The organism is Streptomyces sp. NPDC005070 (genome assembly GCF_053600395.1).
The window spans coordinates 1-23,459 of record NZ_JBSFZS010000094.1 but is presented as its reverse complement, the minus strand read 5'-3'; the positions used below and the strand labels follow the sequence as shown (position 1 = coordinate 23,459).

Here is a 23,459-nt window from a genome sequence, read left to right as displayed (position 1 = left end):
GAACTGCGCGACCAGCCCCCACCGGCCCGCGGGTGCACGGACCGGGCCGGCCCCTCCCCCCGGGGGAATCCGGGGGCACGGCCCCGGAGCACTCCGGCGGCCGGCGCCCGGTGCTGACCCCGCGCCCGGGGCGACCCCTCACGCGGTCAGCGGAAACTCCTCGCCGAGGGCCCTGAACACTCCGGTGTTCAGGGCGAACGCCCGCTTGCACTCCGTCACGATCCGCTGCTTCTCCAGATCGTCGGCCCGTACCCCGTCCAGCAGTTCGCGGTAACTCCGCTTGAACGCGGCCGGGTTGGAGATGTCCTCGAAGACGTAGAAGCGGACCCCGTCGCCCTTGCGGCTGAAGCCCCAGGTCCGCTCCGCCTTGCCGCGGATGATCTGGCCGCCGGAGAGGTCGCCCAGATAGCGCGTGTAGTGGTGGGCCACATAGCCGCCCGGCCACTCACGGGCGCACTCGGTGACCCGCTCGGCGTACGCGCGGGTCGCGGGCAGCGCGGTGAGAGTGTCGCCCCAGTCCGGGCCCCGGAGGTGGGCGAGGTCGCGCTCCAGGGCGGCGCGGCGCGGCAGCTCGGGCCGCAGGAACGGCCCGGCCACCGGATCGGCGGCCAGCCGCTCGACGTCCGCCTCCAGCGCCTCGTACACGAACCAGAGCTGCTCGGTGTAGCGCGTGTACGCCTCGACACCGAGCCGGCCGCCGAGCAGATCGCTCATGAACGTCGAGGTCTCCGCCTCGGTGTGCTGTTCGTGCGACGCGCTGCGGATGAGCGTCGAGAAGGGTGTGCCCGCCGGGTCCGTGGTGTCCGGCGTGCTCATCGTGTCCGACGTGTCCGACGCGTTCATGGGGCCTCCGCAGCCGATGAGGTGGGGCGCGAGCCGTCGCGCGATCAGTCGAATCCTCTATGGTTAGGCTTACCTAAGTCAAGAGTCTTCCCGACGTCCTGTCGGTAAAACCGTACCCCGATCGGCGGCCGGGCCCACATGCGAGAACCCGCCCTGTGGACAGGGCGGGTTCTGCGGTTCCGGGAACTCCTGGCGGCTACGGCAGGGTGAGGATCTCCGCGCCGCTCGCGGTGACGACGAGGGTGTGCTCGAACTGGGCCGTGCGCTTGCGGTCCTTCGTCACGACGGTCCACCCGTCGTCCCACATGTCGTAGTCGTGCGTACCGAGCGTGAGCATGGGCTCGATGGTGAAGGTCATCCCGGGCTGCATGACGGTGGTCGCGTTCGGGTTGTCGTAGTGCGGGACGATCAGTCCGGAGTGGAACGAGGAGTTGATCCCGTGCCCGGTGAAGTCACGGACGACCCCGTACCCGAAGCGCTTCGCGTACGACTCGATGACCCGCCCGATGATGTTGATCTGGCGCCCCGGCCTGACCGCCTTGATCGCGCGGTCGAGCGACTCCCGGGTCCGCTCCACGAGGAGCCTCGACTGGTCGTCGACGTCGCCGACCAGGTAGGTCGCGTTGTTGTCGCCGTGCACACCGCCGATGTACGCCGTCACGTCGAGGTTCACGATGTCGCCGTCGCGCAGCACCGTGGAGTCGGGGATGCCGTGGCAGATGACCTCGTTGACCGAGGTGCACAAGGACTTCGGGAAGCCGCGGTAACCGAGGGTCGACGGGTAGGCGCCGTGGTCGCACATATAGGCGTGCGCCACCCGGTCCAGCTCGTCCGTCGTCACGCCCGGCGCGATGAGCTTCGCGGCCTCGGCCATCGCCTGCGCGGCGATCCGTCCGGCGACACGCATCGCCTCGATGGTCTCGGGGGTCTGCACCTCCGGTCCGGTGTACGGCGTGGGGGCGGGCTTCCCCACGTATTCGGGACGCCTGATGTTTCCCGGCACGGGACGGGTGGGAGAAAGCTCCCCTGGTACGAGCAGCGACTGGCCAGACATGGCAGCGAGTCTAACCAGCGGGCATGGGGGAACATGTCTCTGGCGAAAGGAGCTGATGATGGCCCTGTTCAAGAAGCGGACGGTCGGCAAGCCCGGCGAGTGGTTCTACTGCCTGGAGCACAAGAAGGTCGAGGAGGGCCCCGACTGCCCGGGCAAGGACCGCTTCGGCCCGTACGCCACCCGTGGAGAGGCCGAACACGCGATGGACCTCGCGCGGGAGCGGAACCTCGAATGGGAGACGGACCCGAAGTGGCACGACAAGTCGGACCGGACTCCCGGCGCCGAGGACGACTGAGGCGGCGCGTCGAGGCCGACCGGGGCGGCGGACGCCTGGACGGGCCCGGCCCGGCGGACCCGTCGGGCGCACCGGGAGACCGCGCCCGCTACCACCGATACGTCGGCGGGGCCGTGAGCTGGTCCGCGAGGCGGGACAGGCGGTCGCGGAAGCGGTGGCGGCCCCGGGGCGAGGGCAGCGCGTTCTCCCCGGCCGCCGCGCTGACCAGATGCTGCACGGTGTCGAGGTCGAGCTCGGGGTCCGGCGGCACCACGAGCGACTCGTGGGCCAGTGCCGGCAGCTCGCCCTCCCCCTGGGACAGGGCCAGCACCGTCGCCCCGGCCCGCCGGGCGTCGTGCACCCGCTCCAGCAGCGCGTCCCCGGGCGCCTCCGGCGTCACCACGAGCAGCGTCTCCCCGCGGCGGGCCGCCGCGATCCGCCCGAGGCCCACCGCCAGGTGAGCCGGATCGGACTCCCGCGCCCCGTGCCGCACCAGCGTCGGCGACAGCTCCGGCGTGCCCGACCAGGCCCCCTCGTCCACCAGGTGTGCCGCGAGGTGCCAGGGCTCGTACGCCTCCGAACCGACCAGCAGCAGGCCGCCGCCGTGCGACACCACGGACCCCCGCAGGGTTCCCCCGAACCGCCGTGTAGCACCCAGCCATTCGGTCCCGGCAAGCACTTCGCGCAGTAATGCGACCCGTACGGCATCCATGACCGCATCCTGCCGCAACGGGCCACTCGTGACCCGGAGTTCACCACGAATTCGCCCAAGTTGGGCAGAAGTCCGCACCGACGACCCCACAAGCGACCGCAGCAGGGAGCCGGCCATGACACAGCCGAGCGCAGCGACCGGCACCGGAACGGACGGGACGACCGGCACCGGGACAGGCGCGGAGACGGGCACGGAGACGGACGCCGGGACAGGCACGGAGACAGGCACCGGCCCGGTGGTGAGCGTTCCCTTCCGCGCCGGGCGCGAGGGCTACGCCAGCTTCCGGATCCCCGCCGTCGTCGCCACCCGCACCGGCACCCTGCTGGCGTTCTGCGAGGGCCGGGTCGGCTCCGCCAAGGACCACGGGCACATCGACATCGTGCTCAAGCGGTCCCTGGACGGCGGCCGGACCTGGGGCCCGCTCCAGATCGTCGCGAACAACGGCACCGACCTCGCCGGCAACCCCGCACCCGTCACCCTCGACACCGGCCGCGTCCTGCTCGTCCACGTCCGCAGTGCCGCCTCCGCCACCGAGGACGCCCTGCTGCGCGGCAAGGTGAGGGCGGCCGACGGGCGGCGCGTATGGGTACAGCACAGCGACGACGAAGGACGCACCTGGTCGGCGCCCAAGGAGATCACCGCACAGGTGAAGAAGGCGGGCTGGCGCTGGTACGCCACCACACCCGGGCACGCCCTCCAGCTCGGCTCCGGCCGGGTGGTCGTCCCCGGCAACCACACCCTGTCGCCCACCGGCACCGACAACGGCACCGAGGCGAAGTACAACAGCGGGCACTGTCTGCTCAGCGACGACCGCGGGGCCACCTGGTACCTCGGCTACCGCGACGAGAACACCAACGGATACATCAACGCCAACGAGACCACCGCCGCCGAACTCCCCGACGGCCGCGTCTACTTCAACACCCGCAACGACTCCCCGTCGCCCGGCAACCGCGCCGACGCCCACTCCCTCGACGGCGGCAGAACCCTGGTCAAGCCCTTCCGCCCGCAGGCCGGGCTCGTCACCCCGGTCGTCCAGGGCAGCCTGCTCCAGCTCCGCGACCCGGACCTGCTCCTGTACTCCGGGCCCGCCGACCCCGAGTTCCGCGCCCTGATGACGGTCCGCGCCTCGGCCGACGGCGGCACCACCTGGCGGTCCGCGCACACCGTGGACGGACTGCCCGCCGCGTACTCCGACCTGGTCCGCGTCGACACCGACACGGTCGGACTCCTCTACGAGACGGGCGACTTCGGCGCGTACGAGACCATCACCTTCCGGCGCCTCCCGGTGGCCGCGCTCGGGTGACCGTACTCACCCCGGGCGCTCGGCCGCCCCGGGAGCCCCGGCGCGGCCCGCGCACGTAAAGTCGGCCCATGACCTCTACTGACAGTGCACAGAAGGCCCCCGCCAAGGACCCCTGGGACCTGCCCGACGTGTCCGGGCTCGTTGTCGGCGTGCTCGGCGGCACCGGTCCGCAGGGCAAGGGACTCGCCTACCGCCTCGCCAAGGCGGGCCAGAAGGTGATCATCGGCTCGCGCGCCGCCGACCGCGCGCAGGCCGCGGCCGACGAACTCGGCAACGGTGTGGAGGGCGCCGACAACGCGGAGACCGCGCGGCGCAGTGACATCGTGATCGTCGCTGTGCCGTGGGAGGGTCACGGCAAGACCCTCGAATCGCTGCGCGAGGAGCTGGCCGGAAAGCTCGTCGTCGACTGCGTCAACCCGCTCGGCTTCGACAAGCAGGGCGCCTACGCGCTGAAGCCGGAGGAGGGCAGCGCCGCCGAACAGGCCGCCGCCCTGCTGCCCGGCTCCCGGGTCACCGCGGCCTTCCACCACCTCTCCGCCGTGCTGCTCGCGGACCCGGAGATCGAGGAGATCGACACCGATGTGATGGTCCTCGGCGAGGAGCGGGCGGACGTCGAGATCGTCCAGGCCCTCGCGGGCCGCATCCCCGGCATGCGGGGCGTGTTCTCCGGCCGGCTGCGCAACGCGCATCAGGTGGAGGCCCTGGTCGCCAACCTGATCTCGGTGAACCGCCGCTACAAGGCGCACGCGGGCCTGCGGGTGACGGACGTATAGATCGCGAGGCCGTACGCGGGCCGTGGGTGACGGGCGTACGGGCCGCGCGAGGCACACACGGGCCGCGGGTGACGGACGTACGGGCCGGGTGGGGGACACTGATGCGAAGCAGTGTCCCCCCGACAGGAGCCGACCCCATGCCCCGCCTCGCTCTCTACGCCCTCGCCGTCTGTGTCCTCTCCGTGGCCGCGGCCGTCGTCTCGTTCGTCCAGGGAAGCTTGCTGGGCATCGTATGGGTGCTGCTGGCCGGCCTGTCCTCGAACATGACCTGGTACTACGCGCGGCGCGGCAGGGCGTAGCGGCCGGCCGGGACGGCGGTTCCGGCCCGCCCGGTCATGCCTTCAGGCAGATGTCGTTGTTCGACTCCCAGAAGCGGTAGAGCCACTGTCCGCAGTCGCTGTCACGGCCGTCGATGCCGAGGCCGCCCAGGATCGTGTCGATCATGTGGAAGAACTCCCGGTTCACCGACGGGATCCACAGCAGGGCGAACACCGCGAGCAGTCCGAACGGCGCGAAGGGCTCGACCTGGCGGCGGACGCCGTACGACAGCCAGGGCTCGATCACGCCGTAGCCGTCCAGGCCCGGGACCGGCAGGAAGTTCAGGATCGCGGCCGTGACCTGGAGCAGCGCGAGGAACGCCAGCGCGTAGCGGAAGGCGTCCGGGACGCCGTCCAGGGCGTGCAGCCAGAACGGCGCCGTGCACACGAGGGCGAACAGCGCGTTCGTCAGCGGGCCCGCCGCCGAGATCAGGCTGTGCTTCCAGCGGCCGTGGATGCGGCCCCGCTCGATGAAGACCGCCCCGCCCGGCAGACCGATCCCGCCCATGATCACGAAGAGCACGGGCAGCACGATGCTCAGCAGGGCGTGGGTGTACTTCAGCGGGTTCAGGGTCAGATAGCCCTTGGCGCCTATCGAGATGTCACCGCTGTGCAGGGCGGTGCGGGCGTGCGCGTACTCGTGCAGGCACAGCGAGACGACCCAGGCCGCCGTCACGAAGAGGAACACGGCCACACCGGGCTGCTCGGCGAACCCGTTCCACGTCGCCCAGCCGGTCACCCCCATGACGGCCACGATGCCGACGAAGACGGGGCTGATCCTCCGGTCGCTGCGGCGGGTCGCGGCGGTGGTCATGGGGCTCCCTGGACTGGCTGGGCTGATGACGGCGTACTCGGGCCTGCCCGACCGTACCGGGCTCACACGGAAAACGTCTCGCCATCGGGTATCGGTTCCGGGGAGGGTGGGGGAATGGGGCTGTGGCGGGTGTTCTACGCGGACTGGCAGATGGAGTGCTGCGGCACTCCCTTCTCGGTCGGGGACGAGGTGACGTGGCCGCTCCTGCTGGACGAAGGGGGCGAGACGCTCGGCGGCGGCTGGGCCGGAGCGCTCAGCCGGATCACGGCGACGGTGGAGTACGTGCGCGACGACGGAGCGGAGATTCCGGTGCTGCGCGCGGACGACGGCCTGGTCGTGGCCCTGCCCGCCGATCCCGAGGGCGATCCCCGGGGCCGGGGCCGGGGCCGGGGCGGGGGTAAGCGCGCGGTGAGGCACACCGGTCCGGGCGGTGACGGAACGGGGCCGGGGCCCGCCCCGCGCGTCGCGAGAAGCGGTCTGCTCGGCGTCGAACGGCACGGAGCCCGGTTGCCCGAGACGACCGGCACGGTCCGTACGATCCACCTGGTGCACCAGGAATTCGCGCCGACGGCGCCCGGCTCGCGCACCTGGGAACCGGTGCCCGCGGCGCGCTCGTTCGAGGCCGCGGACCGCGCCCCCCGATGGTTCGGGGAGGGCAGGGCCGGAGTCCTGGCCGAACTCCACGTACCCGCCCCCCGCACCTGACGTGACCAGAGACAATGGACCCCGTGCGCTATCGCATCCTCGGCACCACCCAGGCACTCCGCCCCGACGGCACGCCCGTCCCGGTAGGCGGGGCGCGGCTGCGCGCCCTGCTCACCGTTCTCGCGCTGCGGCCCGGCCGGACCGTCTCCGCGGCCGTCCTGGTCGACGAGGTGTGGGACGGCGACCCGCCCGCCGACGCGCCCGGCGCGCTGCAGGCGCTCGTCGGGCGGCTGCGCAGGGCGCTCGGCGCGGGCGCGGTCGAGTCGGTCGAGGGCGGCTACCGGCTGGCGGCGGTGTCCGAGGACATCGACCTGCACCGTTTCGAGCGGCTCGCGGGGGAGGGCACCCGCGCCCTCGCCGACGGCGACCCGGCCAAGGCCGCCGTCGTCCTCGACGACGCCCTCGCGCTGTGGAGCGGCCCCGCTCTCGCGGACCTCCCCGACCGCGCCGCCGAAGCGGCCCCTTGGGAAACCCGTCGCCTGCACGCCCGGCACGCCCGCCTCTCCGCGGCGCTGGCCCTCGGACAGGCTGATTCCGCCCTCCCCGAACTGACCGCCCTGTGCGACGCCCACCCCCTGGACGAGCCGTTCCAAGTCCTGCGTCTCCGCGCTCTGCGCGACGCGGGCCGCACGGCGGAGGCCCTGGCCGCGTACGAGGACGTACGGCAGGTGCTGGCCGATCGGCTGGGATCGGACCCTGGCGCGGAACTGCGGTCCTTGCACGCGGAGTTGCTCCGCCCGACCGAGGCCGGCGGCGGGGCGCGCGCGCCCCGGACGGAGGCCCGCTCCGCGGGGGCCGACCCTCACTTCACGGAGGGGCACGTCCGCCCCGCCTCACCGCCCCCCGGCAACCTCCGTGCCCGGCTCACGTCGTTCGTGGGGCGGGAGAAAGACATCGATGCCATCCGGGGCGACCTCTCCGCGGCCCGGCTCGTGACCCTGCTCGGGCCCGGCGGGGCGGGCAAGACACGGCTGTCGCAGGAGGCGGCCGAGGCCCTGGCGCCCGCGCTGCGGGACGGGGTGTGGCTGGCCGAACTGGCGCCGGTGGACGACCCGAAGGCCGTGCCCGAGGCCGTGCTGACCGCCGTCGGCGCCCGCGAGACCGTCCTGCGCGGCGCCGGCGCCGAGGAGATGCGCGCCGTGGCCGACCGGCACGACGACCCGCTCACCCGGCTCGCCGAACACTGCGCCAAACGCCGGATGCTGATCGTCCTCGACAACTGCGAACACGTCGTCGGCGCCGCCGCGCACCTCGCCGAGGCGCTGCTGGAACGCTGTCCCGGAGTGACCGTGCTGGCCACCAGCCGTGAACCACTCGGCGTACCGGGGGAGTTGCTGCGCCCGGTGGACCCGCTGCCGGAACCCTCCGCGCTGCGGCTGCTCGCCGACCGGGGAGCCGCCGCCCGGCCCGGCTTCCGTGTCGAGGACGACCCCGAGGCGGCGGCCGAGATCTGCCGGCGTCTGGACGGCCTCCCGCTGGCCATCGAACTGGCCGCCGCCCGGCTGCGGATGCTCACCCCGCGCCAGATCGCCGACCGGCTCGACGACCGGTTCCGGCTGCTGACCTCGGGCAGCCGTACGGTACTGCCCCGGCAGCAGACCCTGCGTGCCGTCGTCGACTGGTCCTGGGATCTGCTCGACGAGGCCGAACGGGACACCCTCGGGCGGCTGTCGGTGTTCGCGGGCGGCTGCGACCTCGCCGCCGCCGAGGCCGTCTGCGGTCCGGCCGCGCTGGACGTCCTCGGCTCGCTCGTCGACAAGTCCCTTGTCGTCGCGGCCCCTTCGGGCGAGGGGGACAGCGAGATGCGCTACCGGCTGCTGGAGACCGTCGCCGAGTACGCGCGCGAACGCCTCGACGAGTCCGGCGCCCGCGAGGCCACGGAGCGCGCCCACCTCACGTACTACCGCGAACTAGCCCGCACCACCGACCCGTTGCTGCGCGGCCCCGGCCAGCGTGCCGCGATCGACGTCATCGAGCGCGAGTACGAGAACCTGCGCACCGCCCTGCGGCACGCCGTCGCCGAGCGCGAAGAGCAGGAGGCGCTGTGCATGGTCCTGTCGCTTGCCTGGTACTGGCAGATCCGTGACCAGCGCGTCGACGCCCGTTCCTGGTCCAAGGAGGTGATGGGCCTCGGCCCCGACCCCTTCGCGCCGCCCGTGCGTCCGGCTGTCCCGCTGTACGAGCGCTGCACGGACTTCCCGCTGCCCATGCGCGAGGAGGTCCTCGAGGAGGCCCGGCGCGGTGTCCACCTCGTCCATCTCGCCTACATGGACATGGACATGGGCGCCTGGCAGACCCCGGAGGCCCAGGAGAAGCTCCGTACGATCAGCATGACCTACGAGCCCGGCATGCCGCAGACCTGCCGCACCCCCGGCTACCTCTGGTTCTACGCCGTGCTGCTCACCGGCACGATGGAGCGGTTCACCGAGGTGATCAACAAGACGGTCAGCACCTGCCGTGAACTCGGCTACGACTGGGAGCTGGCCACCTCCCTGCAGATGCGCGCCAACATCCTCGCCAACCGCGCCGACATGGCGGGCGACGCCACCGTGGACGCCGACGAGGCGCTGGAGCTCTTCGGACGCATCGGGGACGCCTGGGGCGCCGCCGAATCGCTCTCCGCGCGCGGGGAGGCCCATGAGCGCAAGGGCGACTTCCGGGCCGCCGCCGCGGACTACGCGGAGGCCGGGAAGTACGCCGAACGTCTGGGCGCACGCGCCCAGACGGCGGTGCTCAACGTCCGGCTCGGCAGCATGTACATGGAGCTGGGGGAGGCCGAGCGGGGCGAGCGGATGATCCGCGACGTCCTCGCGACCGGGCACGGCGCCCACAACGAGGCCATGCCGGCGGCCCATCTCTTCCTCGCGACCTGGCTCGGCCGCACCGGCCGGACCGACGAGGCGCGCGACCAGATTCGGCATCTCCGCCAGGACTTCGGGGTCGCCACCTTCGTCCTGTTCGACGGGTTCATGCTCGGTGTCGAGGCCTGGCTGGACGCGATCGACGGGCGGTGCGAGAGCGCCCTGGACAAGGTGCGCCGAGCGCTGAACGCCGTCGACCGGCTGTCGCGGATGATCGCCCCGCACATGCCCTCCGCCCATCTGACCACGGCCGCCATCGCTCTGAACGGTCTGGACGGCGGCGGTCGCGCCACCGACGCGGCCCGGCTCCTTGGCGCCGCGGACGCCCTGCTGCCGCCGGGCCACATCCCCGGTCCGATGGAGGTGGAGACGCGTGAGCAGGCCGAGACGGGCGCTCGGGCCCTCCTCGGCGACACGGCGTACGAGGAGGCACACGCGGAGGGCGGCGGCCTCTCCCTGGAGGAGGCCGCCGCCCTCGTCTGAGGCGCGGACGCGAACCGGCGCGCCCCGGCCCCGGTGAGCGGGGCCGGGTCCGTGCGTCGGACGTCAGCTCTTGGTGCGGAACTTGTGGATGGCGACGGGCGCCATCACCAGGGTGAGGGCCAGCGACCAGCCGAGCGTCACCCAGAGGCCGTGCGCGACCGGACCGCCCACCATCAGCCCGCGTGCCGCGTCCGCGAGGGACGACAGCGGGTTGTACTCGGTGAAGTTCTGCAGCCAGCCCGGCATCGACTTGGTCGGCGCGAAGATCGACGAGCCGAACTGGAGCGGCATCAGCACCAGGAAGCCCATCGCCTGCACGGACTGCGCGCTCTTCATGATCACGCCGAGGGTGAGGAACACCCACATCAGGGCCGAGCCGAAGATCGCCGACAGGCCCACGGAGGCGAACAGACCGGGCCAGTTGGTGATGTGGAAGCCGACCAGGACACCGACGATCATGAGGATCGCGGTCGCGATCAGCATCCGCATCACCTCCACCGCGATCTTGGCGAACAGCACCGAGCCGCGCCCGATCGGCAGGGACCGGAACCGGTCCATGACACCGGAGTTGAAGTCGGTGTTGAAGCCGGTGCCCACTCCCTGGGCCATGTTCATGCCCATCATGGCCATCAGGCCGGGCACGACGTACTGGACGTACGCCTCCTGCCCGCCGCCGAGCGACTGCCCGATGGAGCCACCGAAGACGTAGACGAACAGCAGCGTGAAGATGACCGGGAACAGGATCGCGTCGAACATCGACTCCGGGTCCTGGCGGATCCACAGCAGGTTGCGGCGGATCAGCGCGCCGGTGTGGCGGGCGTGCGCGCGGAGCGAGATCCGGGGGTCGGCCTCGACCGTGAAGGGGGCTTCGGCAGAAGGGAGGGGCGCGGCGGAGCCGCTCTTCGGAAGGGTGGTGGTGGGCGACGGGCGGGCACTCATGCGGAGACCTCCTCGTAGGCGCGGGCGGGGGTCTCGTCCTGCGGGGCACTGGCCTTGTGGCCGGTGAGCGAGAGGAACACCTCGTCCAGACTGGGCAGTTCGGTGGAGATGGAGGCGATCGTGATGCCGCGCGCGGTGACCGCGCCGACGACGGCGGTGAGCTGCTCGTCGCTGAGGATCGGGACCAGCACGCTGCCGGTCTCGCTGTCCACGATCGTCGTGGCGAGGCCGGTGAGCCCCATCTCGTCGAACATGGCGGCCAGCGGGCGCAGTTGCAGCGGGTCCACCGGGCGGATCCGCAGCGTCCGGCCGCCGACGCGGGCCTTCAGCTCGTCGATCCGGCCGCTGGCGATGACCTTGCCGCGGTCGATGACCGTCAGCTCGGAGGCGAGCTGCTCGGCCTCCTCCATGTACTGGGTGGTGAGCAGCACGGTGACGCCGTCGGCGACCATGCGCTTGACCTCCTGCCACACCTCGTTGCGGGTGCGCGGGTCGAGGCCGGTCGTCGGCTCGTCCAGGTACAGCACGGCCGGGCTGCCGATCATGGAGGCGGCGAGGTCGAGCCGGCGGCGCATACCGCCGGAGTACGTCGACGCCGGGCGCTTGGCGGCCTCGGTGAGGGAGAAGCGCTCCAGGAGCTCGTCGGCCCGCCGGCGGGCGTCCTTGCGGGGCAGGTCGAGCAGCCGCCCGATCATGTAGAGGTTCTCCCAGCCGGGGAGCTTCTCGTCGACCGAGGCGTACTGGCCGGTGAGGCCTATCACCCGGCGGAGCTGCCGGGGCTGCTTCAGCACGTCGAAGCCGGCGACCGTGGCCGTGCCGGCGTCGGGGGTGATGAGGGTGGACAGGCAGCGGACGAGGGTGGTCTTGCCGGCGCCGTTGGGACCCAGCACGCCGAGGACGGTGCCTTCGCGCACATCCAGGTCGACCCCGTCCAGCGCCTTGGTCTCGCCGTAGTGCTTGACCAGCCCCCGTACGGTGACGGCGCTGCGGCCGGTCGCAGCTTGCCGGGGCGTGTTGTCGATTCGCGTCATGTCCATCAAGGTGCCAGCCGCCACCGACAAACGACCGACAGGCCGCCTACAGAATCCGAGCGTTACCGATAGGTCGTCGACAGTCGGCCGACAGGGCGGCGCGAAAACGCCGACAGCTCGCCGACAGTCGCCGGCGGGACGGACGGGACGGGAAGCGGTGGCCCTCGCCGGTGCGGGCGAACAGTTGGCCGCACATCGGCAGGGGGGAAGCGGTGCGGTGGCCTCCCGCCGACAGGACGCGAGAACGGCGACAACCCGCCGACGGGGGAAGATCGGCGGGTTGTCTTCGGTGCCGCAGTGGCTCAGAGCCCCGGAACTCGAGGGGCGTCAGTGGACGGAGTGCTCCTCCAGCGGGAACGTCCCGCCGACGACGTCCTCGGCGAACGCCTTCGCCGCGTCGCCCATGACGGCGCGCAGGTCGGCGTACTGCTTGACGAACTTCGGCACCTTGCCGCCGGTCAGACCGAGCATGTCGGTCCACACCAGGACCTGCGCGTCGGTCTCGGGGCCCGCGCCGATGCCGACCGTCGGGATGTTCAGGGTGCGGGTGACCTCGGCGGCGAGCTCCGCCGGGACCAGTTCGAGGACGACGGCGAAGGCGCCCGCGTCCTGGACCGTCTTGGCGTCCCGCAGAAGCTGGTGCGCGGCCTCCTCGCCGCGGCCCTGGACGCGGTAGCCCATGGAGTTCACGGACTGCGGGGTCAGGCCGATGTGTGCCATCACCGGGATGCCGGACTCCACCAGCAGCTCGATCTGACGGTGCGAGCGCTCGCCGCCCTCCAGCTTCACCGCGCCCACCCCGGCCTCCTTGATCAGGCGGGTCGCCGAGCGCAGCGCCTGCACCGGACCCTCCTGATAGGAACCGAAGGGCAGGTCGGCGACGATCAGGGCGCGGCTGGTGCCCCGGACGACCGCGGCGGACAGCATGGTCATCTCGTCCATGGTGACGGGGACGGTCGTCTCGTAGCCCAGGTGGCAGTTGCCGGCCGAGTCGCCGACGAGCATGACCGGGATGCCCGCCTCGTCGAAGACGGACGCGGTCATCGCGTCGTAGGCGGTGAGCATCGGCCACTTCTCGCCGCGCTCCTTGGCGGCGGTGATGTCGCGCACCGTGATACGGCGGGTGCTCTTGCCCCCGTACAGCGCCTTGCCGCTGCCGGTGGCCTTGAGGACACCCTCCGCAGGCTGCTGCTGGGCAGCCGAAAGCTGCGTCATCGCAACTCCTTATGTCATCTCGAGGCACCCTGACGGCGTCCCCGGATCACCTCCATGGTGGCACCTCGTGCTATCCGCGGCTAGACCGGGCCCGCCGGACCCGGTGTCGATCACGCCACTCCGCGCCACGCCCCCACGCCCCGCCCGGTCCGTCCGCTCGTCCCCCTCCTTCCAGAAGCCGCGATGTCCGCCTCCGTGCGGAGGCCGCCAAGTCCGCCGTCGTCCGGAGGCCGCCAAGTCCGCCTCCGTCCGGAGGCCTAGGCCTCTTCGTAAGTTCTGCGTAAAGCATTTCCGATACGAGACGGTGCCGTATCGAAATGACTCTAGGGTGGCCGTCATGACAACTTCCGCTCCTCCGCTCGAACGACGAGTATCCGAGGCGGTGCACCGGCGCCGCTGGGCGATCCTCGGCGTGCTGATGCTGAGCCTGCTGATCGTGGTGCTCGACAACTCCATCCTGAACGTCGCGATCAAGACGATCTCGACCCCGGCGCCCATCGGGCTCGGAGCCACCCAGGGTGAGCTGGAGTGGGCCATCAACGCCTACACGCTCGTCTTCGCCGGTCTCCTGTTCACCGCGGGCCTCCTCGGCGACCGCCTCGGCCGCAAGAAGGTGCTGCTCGCCGGTCTCGCCGTCTTCGGCATCGGTTCCGCGCTGGCCGCCGAGTCCGGCTCGCCGGTCCAGCTCATCGCGTTCCGCGCGGTGATGGGCCTCGGCGCCGCCTTCGTGATGCCCGCCACCCTCGCCGTCCTGATGAACGTCTTCGAGCGCGACGAGCAGCCCAAGGCCATCGGCATCTGGGCCGGCGGCGTCGGCCTCGCCATCGCGATCGGCCCGATCACCGGCGGTGTGCTCCTCGACCACTTCTGGTGGGGCTCGGTCTTCCTGATCAACGTGCCCATCGTGGTCCTCGCGATCGGCCTGATGATCTGGCTGGTCCCCGACTCCCGCGACCCGAGCCCGGGCCGCCTGGACCCGGTCGGTGTGGTCCTCTCGATCATCGGCCTCGTCCTGCTGGTCTACGGCATCATCAAGGGCGGCCAGCTCGCCGACTTCACCGACGCCCGGGTCCTCGCGACCATCGGTGCCGGTGTCGCCGTCCTCGTCGGCTTCGTGGTGTTCGAGAAGCGCAGCGACCACCCGTCCATCGACGTCACCTACTTCAAGAACAAGGTCTTCTCGTCGGCGATGTCGGCCATCGCGCTGGTCTTCTTCGCGCTGATGGGCGTGACCTTCTTCTCGGTCTTCTACACCCAGAGCGTGCGGGGCTACTCGCCGCTGCAGACCGGTCTGCTGATGCTGCCGCTGGCCGCGGCCCAGCTCATCTTCGCGCCGCGCGCCCGGCTCGTCGTCGACCGCTTCGGCAACCGCGCCACCTGCACGGCGGCCATGCTGCTGATCGCCGCGATGCTGGCCGCGTTCGCCACGCTGGAGGCCGACACCCCGATCTGGCTCCTGGAGGTCATCTTCTTCCTGATGGGCACCGGCATGGCGCACATCATGACCCCGACCAGCGTCGTCATCATGCAGGCGCTGCCCCGTGAGAAGGCGGGCTCCGCCTCCGCGCTCAGCAACACCTTCCGCCAGGTCGGCGGCGCCCTCGGTATCGCCGTCCTCGGCTCCGTGCTCTCCACGGCCTACCGCAACGGCATCGAGGACAAGCTCTCCCTCGTCCCGGCCCCGCTGCGGCACACCGCGGCCGAGTCCATCGAGGCCACCCTCGGAGTCGCCGCCAAGCTCGGCCCGCAGGGCAAGGCCCTCGTCACCCCCGCGAACGACGCGTTCCTGCACGCGATGCACGTCACCGCCCTGTGCGGCGCGGGCGTCGCGGTCATCGGCGCGGTGGTCGTCGCGCTGTTCCTGCCCGGCCGCCCCGCTGCCCCGCAGGAGCGCGGCGACGAGGCCGAGCTGGTGACGGCCGACCTCGGACAGGACTGACACCGGCGCACACGACCGTGGGCACCCCCGACCGGGGTGCCCGCGGCGGGCACTTCGCGCCGGGTGCCCGCCGCCGCCGTGAACGGGGGAGAATGACACCTGGTCAACGATGGGAACGGAGTTCGACGTGAGCCTCGCGGACAGCCGAGACAGGCAGGTGTGCCCAGGCCGGGGACGTCCCCGCAGCGAGGCGGTGGAACGCGCCATCGTCGAGGGCGTGATGAAGCTCCTTGAGGACGGGGTTCCGCTCGCGGACATCTCCATCGAGCGGCTGGCGCGCACCGCCGGCGTGGGCAAGGCGACGATCTACCGCCGCTGGAGCGGCAAGGAGGAACTCTTCGTCGACGTCCTGCGCGGCGCCGAGCCCGCCGACCCCGAACTCAAAGGCGTCTCCATGCGCGACGACCTCGTCGTGCTCCTGGAGTCGCTGCGCCGGCGCGGTCTGGTCAGCCGCTCGTCGGCGATCCTGCACAACGTCTACGCGCAGATGAAGAGCAGCCCCAAACTGTGGGCCGCGTACGAGGCCACGGTCATAGCGCCGCGCCGCCGACGGGGTATCGAGGTGCTGCGCCGGGGACAGGAGAACGGCGAGCTCCGCGACGACGTCGACATCGAACTCCTCAACGACATGTTCGTCGGCCCCATGCTCGTCCGCTCCGTCATGCGCCCGGACACCGAACTCCCGGAGGACCTCGCCGAGCGGATCGTCGATACGCTGCTGGAGGGCCTGCGCCCCGCCCGGCCATGACCAGACCGGTTTCTGACGGGGTGAATGTGCGCGTTTCGTCACAGAGGCCGCACGTCGTGCCAGGATGAGGAACTCCGGACACGCAGTTGTACGTCCCCTTGCCTGTACGGCCGTCCCGGACGGCGAGAACCACACCGGACATCCCCTAGGGTCTTAGTCGAGGGGCAGACGGTGCGCACGGCATTTTGTGAGGCGACGGTATGGCGCAGGCGTATATGACGGAGACGGGCAGCGACGGCCGGGGGCCGGAGCGCAGAGATTCCCGGTTCCGGCGCCTGCTCGACGGCTGGCGCGGCGACCGCGGCATCTGGCGGCGCGGGCTGATCCTCGCCGCCCTCGCGCTGCTGCTCGCCCTGGTGATGCTGACGCACGCGCGGATCCCGAACCGGATCGGCAACCTCGGCAGTCTCACCGAGACGTTCCTGCCGTGGCTCGGGGTGTTCATCCCGGTCCTGCTGGTCCTCGGCTTCGTGCGGAAGTCCGCCGGCGCCCTGATCGCCGTGGTGCTGGCCGGCGCGGTCTGGCTGAACCTCTTCGGCGGACTGCTCACCGACAAGACCGGCGCGGGCGGCGACCTGACCGTCGCCACCCACAACGTCAACGCCGACAACCCGGACCCGTCCGGGACCGCCCGGGACGTGGCCGCCTCCGGCGCCGACGTGCTCGCCCTGGAGGAGCTGACGGCGTCGGCGGTGCCGGTGTACGAGACGGCGCTCGCGTCGACGTACAAGTACCACTCGGTGCAGGGCACCGTCGGACTGTGGAGCAAGTACCCGCTCGACGACGTCCGGCCCGTGGACATCAAGCTGGGCTGGACGCGCGCCATGCGGGCGACCGTGACGGCGCCGGCCGGCCGGGTCGCGGTGTACGTGGCCCATCTGCCCTCGGTGCGGGTGAAGATGAAGGCCGGGTTCACCGCCCGGCAGCGCGACAAGAGCGCCAACGCCCTGGGCGAGGCCATCGCCGACGACTCGCTGAAGCAGGTCGTCCTGCTCGGTGACCTCAACGGCACCATGAACGACCGGGCGTTGAACGCGGTCACCGCGCAGATGCGGTCCACGCAGGGCGCGGCGGGCAGCGGCTTCGGGTTCAGTTGGCCGGCTTCGTTCCCGATGGCCCGGATCGACCAGATCATGGTCAAGGGCATCGAGCCGGTGAGCTCCTGGACCCTGCCTGCGACCGGCAGCGACCACCTCCCGATCGCGGCCCGCGTCAAGATGGACGCCACGGCCTCTTAACCCGCCCGGAATCGCCTTTCAACCTCCTGGAACACTGGGCACGGCAGACTTTGTTCACCGGCTAAACTTAATAGCCGGTGTTCCACCGACCGTCCGGGCACATCGCCGTGCGCGGACGCGCCCGTACCCGCGCGACCTCCCGCAGACCGCCGCGCCCGTACGGAGTCCCGCTCGCCCCAGCTCCTTTGAAAGGCATCTCATGCCTCTGGCCCTGCTCGCCCTCGCCGTGGGCGCCTTCGGCATCGGCACCACCGAGTTCGCCATGATGGGCCTGCTGCCCGACGTCGCGGGCGACCTGCGCATATCCATCCCCGCCGCCGGACACCTGGTCTCCGCCTACGCGCTCGGCGTCGTCGTCGGTGCCCCGCTGCTCGCCGCGGCCACCGCCCGGATGCCCCGCCGCACGGTCCTGATCGCCCTGATGGGCCTCTTCGTCGCGGGCAACGCGCTCTCCGCGCTCGCCCCCGACGAGCACTGGCTGCTCGCCGCCCGCTTCCTCAGCGGTCTGCCGCACGGCGCCTTCTTCGGCGTCGGCGCCGTCGTCGCCACCGGCCTGGTCGCACCCGAGCGCAAGGCCCGCTCCGTCTCGCTGATGTTCCTCGGCCTGACCGTCGCGAACATCGCCGGAGTCCCGGCCGCCACCCTCGTGGGACAGCACCTGGGCTGGCGGGCCACCTTCCTGGGGGTGAGCGCGATCGGCCTGGCCGCCATCGCCTCGCTGTACCTGCTGATCCCGCGGACTCCCGGTCACACCCCCGGCGGCGGTCTGCGCGGCGAACTCGCCGCCCTGCGCCCGCTGCCCGTCTGGCTCGCCCTCGGCACGACGGTCACCGGCTTCGCGGCCCTGTTCTCCGCGTACAGCTACATCACGCCCATGCTCACCGACGCCGCCGGATACGCGGAGGGCAGTGTCACGCTGCTGCTGGCGCTGTTCGGGGTCGGCGCCACGATCGGCAACCTGCTCGGCGGGCGGCTCGCGGACCACGCGATGGGCCGCACCCTCTTCGGCGGCCTCGCCTCGCTGGTGGCCGTGCTGGCCGCCTTCCCGCTGCTGATGCGTACCGAGTGGAGCGCCGCCCTGGCGGTGGTGCTGCTGGGCACGGCCGCCTTCGTCACCGGGTCGCCCCTCCAGCTCATGGTGATGGAGAAGGCCGCCGCCGCGCCCTCCCTCGCGTCCTCCGCCAACCAGGCCGCCTTCAACCTCGCCAACGCGGGCGGCGCGTGGATCGGCGGGCTCGCCCTGGCGGCGGGCTTCGGCGTGACGGCACCGGCGACCGCCGGAGCGGGGCTCGCGGTCCTGGGGATCGGTGTGGCGGGCACGGCGTACGCGGTCGACCTGCGCCGTGCGAAGCGGCCGGCCGGGCCCGCGCGGGTGATCGCCACGCACGTACCCGACCGGCAGGAGGCACTGCGTCGCTGACGCGCCGGCCCGGGCGCCTCGGGGGAGACTCCGGGCTCCCGAAAGGATTCGCCCCTCAGGAAGTCCCGGGTCTCCGGCGGGTCTTCGGGCTTCGTGAAGTCCCAGGTCTCCGGCAGGTCTTCGGCCTTCGTGAAGTCCTGAGCCTCCGGCGCGTCCTGGGCCTCCGTGAATCCCGGGCCTTCGTGAAGTCCTAGGCCTTCGGCCGGTCTTCGGCCTCCGGGAGGTCGAAGCGGGCCAGGTCGCGCAGCCACGTACGGGCCGAACTGTCGGACGGCGCACGCCAGTCGCCGCGCGGCGAGAGCGAACCACCGGCCGAGACCTTCGGCCCGTTGGGCATGGCCGAGCGCTTGAACTGCGCGAACCCGAAGAAGCGGCGGCAGAACACCTCCAGCCAGCGCCGGATCTCGGGCAGGTCGTACGCGCCGCGCTCGGCCGCGGGGAAGCCGGGCGGCCAGGCACCCGTGTCCGGGTCGTGCCACGCGTGCCAGGCCAGGAAGGCGATCTTCGACGGCCGGAAGCCGTAGCGCAGCACGTGGAAGAGGGTGAAGTCGTGCAGGGCGTACGGGCCGATCTTCGACTCGGTGGACTGCATCTCCTCGCCCGGCACGAGCTCGGGGCTGATCTCCGTGTCGAGGATCGCGGCGAGCGTCCGGTCCGTGTCCGCGCCGAACTGGTGGCTGCCGATGACCCAGCGGATCAGATGCTGGATCAGCGTCTTCGGGACACCCGAGTTGACGTTGTAGTGACTCATCTGGTCGCCGACGCCGTACGTGGACCAGCCGAGCGCCAGTTCCGAGAGGTCGCCGGTGCCGAGCACGATGCCGTCGCGCTGGTTGGCGAGCCGGAAGAGGTAGTCGGTGCGCAGCCCGGCCTGCACGTTCTCGAACGTGACGTCGTACACGGGCTCACCGGAGGCGAAGGGGTGGTCCATCTCCTGAAGCATCAGCCGGGCGGTCGGCGTGATGTCCAGCTCGGCCGCGGTGACGCCGAGGGAGCGCATCAGCTCGTGCGCGTTGCCCTTGGTGTGGTCGCTGGTGGCGAAGCCGGGCAGGGTGAAGGCGAGGATGTCGCTGCGCGGCCGGCCCGCCCGGTCCATCGCGCGGGCGGCGACGATCAGCGCGTGCGTGGAGTCGAGCCCGCCGGACACCCCGATGACCACCTTCGGGCCGCCGATCGCCGCGAGCCGCTGCTGGAGCCCCGCGACCTGGATGTTGTAGGCCTCGTAGCAGTCCTGGGCCAGCCGGTCGGGGTCCGCCGGCACGAACGGGAAGCGCTCGATGCGGCGCCGCAGGCCCAGGTCGCCGGACGGCGGGTCGAGCCGGAACGACAGGGTCCGGAAATCGGCGGTGCGGGTGGTATGGGTGCGCCGGTTGTCGTCGAAACTGCCGGTCCGCAGCCGCTCCTGGCGCAGCAGGTCGAGGTCGACGTCCGCCACGGCGAACTGGTCGTCGAGCGGGAAGCGGTCGGACTCGGCCAGCAGCGCCCCGTTCTCGTAGATCATCGTCTGGCCGTCCCAGGACAGGTCGGTGGTCGACTCGCCCAGTCCGGCCGCCGCGTAGACGTACGCGGCGATGCAGCGTGAGGACGCCGAACGGCACATCAGCTTGCGGTCCTCGGCCCGGCCGACGGTGATCGGGCTGCCGGAGAGGTTGGCGAGGACGGTGGCGCCCGCCAGGGCCGCCTCGGCGCTCGGCGGCACCGGCACCCACATGTCCTCGCAGATCTCCGCGTGCAGCACCAGCCCCGGTACGTCCTCGGCGGCGAACAGCAGGTCCACCCCGAACGGCACGGACTCGCCGCCGACCCGGATCGTGCCGCCGCGCTCGTCGTCGCCCGCGGCGATCTGCCGGCGCTCGTAGAACTCCCGGTAGTTCGGCGGGTACGACTTGGGCACGACACCGAGGATCCGTCCGCGGTGCACGACCACCGCGCAGTTGTAGACCCGGTTGCGGTGGCGCAGCGGGGCGCCGACGACCAGGACCGGCAGGAGCTGCGCCGACCCCGTCACCACCGTCCGGAGCGCCTCCTCGACCTGGTCGAGCAGCGCGTCCTGCAGCAGCAGGTCCTCGATCGAGTAGCCGCACAGGCCCATCTCGGGGAAGACGGCGACGGCGACGCCCTCGTCGGCGCACGCGCGCGCCTGGCGCAGGACGGCGTCGGCGTTGGCGTGCGGGTCCGCGATGACGGTGTGACCCGTGCAGGCGGCGACACGCGCGAAGCCGTGCTGGTAAAGGGACCGGAAGTTCAGTGGAGGCACGCGGCTCAGTGTAATCGTCAGAGCGACGCGATGGGGGGCGCGGGGTGTGCGGGGCCGCCCCGCGAACGAGCGATGCGCCCGCCCCTCCGACGGAGAGGCGGGCGCATCGTCGGTGAACGCCGGTCAGCGACGGCTGAACGACTCGACGTAGCCCGGGGCGGGCGAGCCCACACCGGTGACGTCGTCGTAGCCCTTCACGGCCTTCAGCGAGCTGTCCTGGCCGAGGCTGCGGACCGAGGTGGCCACACCGTCGGCCGCGTCGAAGCCGTTGACGAAGTCGACACGGGCCACGGCGTACTGCTTGCCGCCGGGCGTGTCGGTCACGTCGTGGTACGCCTTCGAACCGGCCTTGGCGTAGATCGACGGGTTGGCGAAACCGATCGCCTTGCCGCCGCGCGCCTCCTGGGCGAGCGCCTGGACCGCCGCGATCACCGGAGCGGCCAGCGAGGTGCCGCCGATGCGGTACTCGCTGTACTGCTCGGTCCCGTCCGGGAAGGTCTGCGTCTGGCCGACCTTGAATCCGGTGTTGGGGTCGGCGATCGCCGAGATGTCCGGGACGACCCGGTTGCCCGCCGCGTTGTTGGCCTTGGCCAGCGCGTTCGGGACGACGCCCTTCTGGTAGTAGGGCTGCGCCACGGTCTTGCTGGTACCACCGCCGGCACCCGAGGTGAACGCGCCCGGGAACCCGGTCCAGCTCTTGCCGTCCTCGGACAGCGTGGCCTTCTCGGTGCCCCAGCCGGTCTCGAACAGGTACGTGTCGTTCTTGCCGACCGCCAGCGAGGTACCGCCGACCGCCGTCACCCACGCCGAGTTGGCCGGGGTGTCGACCTGCTTCGTACCGGTGTTGGCGACCTCGTCGCCGTTGTCGCCGGAGGAGAAGTAGAAGCCGATGCCCTCGACCGCGCCGAACTGGAACGTCTGGTCGTAGGCCGCGGCCAGGTCCGGGGTCTGGTTGGCCTCGATGTCGCCCCACGAGTTGGAGACGATGTCGGCCAGGTGCCCGTCGACGATCTTGTTGAGCGAGTCGAGCAGATCGTCGTCGTAGCAGGAGGCGGCACCCACGTACGTGATGCTCGCGCCCGGTGCGACCGCGTGCACGGCCTCGACGTCGAGGGTCTCCTCGCCGTACCAGCCGGCCGCTCCGCACTCCTCGGTCTTCGTGTACTTCTTGGGCAGCACCTGACGGAGCTGACCGCTGGAGTACGCGGCGTCGCCGTGCTTGCCGGCGTAGGTGGCCGCGTCGAAGGCGATGGTCGGCGAGGCGTACGCGTCGGTGATGGCGACCCGCACGTTCTTGCCGGTGCGCTTGCCCGCTCCGTACGCCGCGCGGAGCTGCTTGCCGCTGTAGCCCTGGACGGCGTACGGGATCTTCGTTCCGTACGCGTCCGGCAGCGTGCTCGCGGTCTTCGAGCCGTAGTACGAGGAGAACGGCCCGGAGTTCTTGAACACCGCGTCCGGAGGCGGCAGTTGATCGGCGTGCTGCGCCTTGTGCGGGGCGTTGTCCAGGCCGGTGACGGTCAGGACGGCGCCGTTCAGGGCGGCGGGCGCGGAAGCCGTCTTCGACGGCGCCCGGTAGACCTTCTTGCCCTTGGTGTAGTTGTGGAGCTGGGTGCCGAACGCCTTCTCGGCGGCGGCCACGTCACCGGTGACGGAGACGTAGTGCTGCGTCGTTCCGGTGACCTTCAGGCCGGCCGACTTCAGCCAGGTGGTCACCGCGGTGACCTGGGCCTTGGTGGCACCGAAACGCGTCTGCGCCTTCTTGGCGCTGAGGTACTTCCCGTACGAAGCCGAGTGCGGGTCGGACACGGCCCTGGCGTATGCCGCCAGGCCCTTGGCGTCCCGTCCGGCGAGGTACACCCGGGCCGAGACCTGGGAGCCGTCGGAAGCCGCTCCCTTGTCCGCGTGGGCGGTGGCCCACGCGGGCTTGGTGCCCGCGAGCGTGACCCGGCTCGGGCCGTCCGCGGCGGATGCCGCGGGTATGCCGAGCGCCAGCGCGCCGGCGAGCAGGGGCAGGGTCGCCGCCAGGCTCACTCCGGCGCGCGCGGTGGCGCGATTGGATCTCATAGAACCCCCTGCGATGCGATTCGTCGCATGTAGTGGTTGCGGTGATCCATACGAAAGCCCCACGTCCTGCCGGAGCGTGAGGAATGGATCACAGATGGGGGCCACTCTTACGGTGAACCGTTCATGCCAGGGGAATGAACAACCCAAGGAAAGGCCAAGTGGCGGCAATTGGCGATCATTTGGGGTGGTTTGATGTGCACCCTCGCCCAGATTCGAGGGTTTTCCCTCTGTCGCGATCCGAACTCTGTAAAGAGGCGCCCGAGTTCTGTAAGCGGATCGAGTCCCGCGTCACGGGAACGGTGGCGGTGACGGAGCCGGGAAGAGAAGCGGAACGGGTCCGGGAAGGGTCCGGGGACAGAAGCGGAACGGGTCCGGGGGCCGCCGAGCACGGCGTCCTCCTGGGCGAGCGCCTCCCCCGCCCGGGAGAATTCGAGGAGGACACGTGCGTCCGTGCGCATGGCAGTGCCGG

19 protein-coding genes are annotated in these 23,459 nt (G+C 71.5%); 10 read left to right on the top strand and 9 right to left on the bottom strand.

Annotation, left to right across the window (positions count from 1 at the left end):
- Nucleotides 1–138: 138 nt before the first annotated feature.
- Together ACWEBX_RS27200 and map are read right to left on the bottom strand one after the other, a co-directional pair.
- On the bottom strand, nt 139–816 hold the full coding sequence (locus tag ACWEBX_RS27200) for a biliverdin-producing heme oxygenase (protein ID WP_451887442.1): 678 nt from the start codon (nt 814–816) through the stop codon (nt 139–141).
- Nucleotides 817–1,039: 223 nt separating this feature from the next.
- Complete coding sequence (gene map, locus ACWEBX_RS27195) at nt 1,040–1,897, bottom strand: type I methionyl aminopeptidase (RefSeq protein ID WP_451887433.1); 858 nt, start codon at nt 1,895–1,897, stop codon at nt 1,040–1,042.
- Nucleotides 1,898–1,955: 58 nt separating this feature from the next.
- On the opposite strand from map, the gene ACWEBX_RS27190 reads away from it, so the two are divergent.
- Entirely contained in the window at nt 1,956–2,192 is a 237-nt protein-coding gene (locus ACWEBX_RS27190) for a hypothetical protein (protein ID WP_355762373.1), read from the top strand.
- A gap of 88 nt (nt 2,193–2,280) precedes the next feature.
- On the opposite strand, the gene ACWEBX_RS27185 is transcribed toward ACWEBX_RS27190, so the two are convergent.
- The gene (locus tag ACWEBX_RS27185) at nt 2,281–2,883 is read right to left on the bottom strand and encodes a hypothetical protein (protein WP_451887432.1); all 603 of its coding nucleotides are present in this window, start codon (nt 2,881–2,883) and stop codon (nt 2,281–2,283) included.
- A gap of 115 nt (nt 2,884–2,998) precedes the next feature.
- Here ACWEBX_RS27185 and ACWEBX_RS27180 point away from each other — a divergent pair, with 115 nt between their 5' ends.
- The 3 genes from ACWEBX_RS27180 (at nt 2,999) to ACWEBX_RS27170 (ending at nt 5,258) form a co-directional block, all read left to right on the top strand.
- Nucleotides 2,999–4,186, top strand: a complete 1,188-nt coding sequence (locus ACWEBX_RS27180) for a sialidase family protein (RefSeq protein WP_451887431.1) — start codon at nt 2,999–3,001, stop codon at nt 4,184–4,186.
- Between the two features lie 68 nt (nt 4,187–4,254).
- Entirely contained in the window at nt 4,255–4,959 is a 705-nt protein-coding gene (npdG, locus tag ACWEBX_RS27175) for an NADPH-dependent F420 reductase (protein ID WP_355762364.1), read from the top strand.
- A gap of 137 nt (nt 4,960–5,096) precedes the next feature.
- Nucleotides 5,097–5,258, top strand: a complete 162-nt coding sequence (locus tag ACWEBX_RS27170; protein ID WP_451887430.1) for a hypothetical protein — start codon at nt 5,097–5,099, stop codon at nt 5,256–5,258.
- A 34-nt stretch (nt 5,259–5,292) separates the two neighbouring features.
- Here ACWEBX_RS27170 and ACWEBX_RS27165 read toward each other — a convergent pair whose 3' ends face one another.
- Entirely contained in the window at nt 5,293–6,090 is a 798-nt protein-coding gene (locus ACWEBX_RS27165; protein WP_451887429.1) for a site-2 protease family protein, read from the bottom strand.
- 114 nt (nt 6,091–6,204) lie between these two features.
- Between ACWEBX_RS27165 and ACWEBX_RS27160 the strand changes: the two genes are divergently transcribed.
- Both ACWEBX_RS27160 and ACWEBX_RS27155 read left to right on the top strand, forming a co-directional pair.
- Entirely contained in the window at nt 6,205–6,795 is a 591-nt protein-coding gene (locus tag ACWEBX_RS27160; RefSeq protein WP_451887428.1) for a DUF6578 domain-containing protein, read from the top strand.
- Nucleotides 6,796–6,809: 14 nt separating this feature from the next.
- Complete coding sequence (locus tag ACWEBX_RS27155; protein WP_451887427.1) at nt 6,810–10,139, top strand: AfsR/SARP family transcriptional regulator; 3,330 nt, start codon at nt 6,810–6,812, stop codon at nt 10,137–10,139.
- 63 nt (nt 10,140–10,202) lie between these two features.
- On the opposite strand, the gene ACWEBX_RS27150 is transcribed toward ACWEBX_RS27155, so the two are convergent.
- The 3 genes from ACWEBX_RS27150 to panB form a co-directional block, all read right to left on the bottom strand.
- Entirely contained in the window at nt 10,203–11,078 is an 876-nt protein-coding gene (locus ACWEBX_RS27150; RefSeq protein WP_451887426.1) for an ABC transporter permease, read from the bottom strand.
- A complete protein-coding gene (locus tag ACWEBX_RS27145; protein ID WP_451887425.1) occupies nt 11,075–12,109 on the bottom strand; it encodes an ATP-binding cassette domain-containing protein in 1,035 nt (344 codons plus the stop codon). The genes ACWEBX_RS27150 and ACWEBX_RS27145 overlap by 4 nt, the downstream gene beginning before the upstream one ends.
- A 327-nt stretch (nt 12,110–12,436) precedes the next feature.
- The gene (gene panB / locus ACWEBX_RS27140; protein WP_451887424.1) at nt 12,437–13,324 is read right to left on the bottom strand and encodes a 3-methyl-2-oxobutanoate hydroxymethyltransferase; all 888 of its coding nucleotides are present in this window, start codon (nt 13,322–13,324) and stop codon (nt 12,437–12,439) included.
- A 337-nt stretch (nt 13,325–13,661) separates the two neighbouring features.
- Between panB and ACWEBX_RS27135 the strand changes: the two genes are divergently transcribed.
- The 4 genes from ACWEBX_RS27135 to ACWEBX_RS27120 all read left to right on the top strand — a co-directional run bounded on the left by ACWEBX_RS27135 (nt 13,662) and on the right by ACWEBX_RS27120 (nt 18,669).
- Nucleotides 13,662–15,263, top strand: a complete 1,602-nt coding sequence (locus ACWEBX_RS27135; protein WP_451887423.1) for an MFS transporter — start codon at nt 13,662–13,664, stop codon at nt 15,261–15,263.
- Between the two features lie 127 nt (nt 15,264–15,390).
- The gene (locus ACWEBX_RS27130; protein WP_451887422.1) at nt 15,391–16,011 is read left to right on the top strand and encodes a TetR/AcrR family transcriptional regulator; all 621 of its coding nucleotides are present in this window, start codon (nt 15,391–15,393) and stop codon (nt 16,009–16,011) included.
- 200 nt (nt 16,012–16,211) lie between these two features.
- On the top strand, nt 16,212–17,249 hold the full coding sequence (locus ACWEBX_RS27125; RefSeq protein WP_451887421.1) for an endonuclease/exonuclease/phosphatase family protein: 1,038 nt from the start codon (nt 16,212–16,214) through the stop codon (nt 17,247–17,249).
- Nucleotides 17,250–17,448: 199 nt separating this feature from the next.
- Nucleotides 17,449–18,669, top strand: coding sequence for an MFS transporter (locus ACWEBX_RS27120; RefSeq protein ID WP_451887420.1), 1,221 nt, complete (start codon nt 17,449–17,451; stop codon nt 18,667–18,669).
- 190 nt (nt 18,670–18,859) lie between these two features.
- Here the strand turns inward: ACWEBX_RS27120 and ACWEBX_RS27115 are convergent, their stop codons facing one another.
- Complete coding sequence (locus tag ACWEBX_RS27115) at nt 18,860–20,917, bottom strand: NAD(+) synthase (RefSeq protein WP_451887441.1); 2,058 nt, start codon at nt 20,915–20,917, stop codon at nt 18,860–18,862.
- A 132-nt stretch (nt 20,918–21,049) separates the two neighbouring features.
- Nucleotides 21,050–22,990 (bottom strand): S53 family peptidase, encoded by a 1,941-nt coding sequence (locus ACWEBX_RS27110; protein ID WP_451887419.1) that lies wholly within the window; start codon nt 22,988–22,990, stop codon nt 21,050–21,052.
- Nucleotides 22,991–23,459 lie beyond the last annotated feature (469 nt).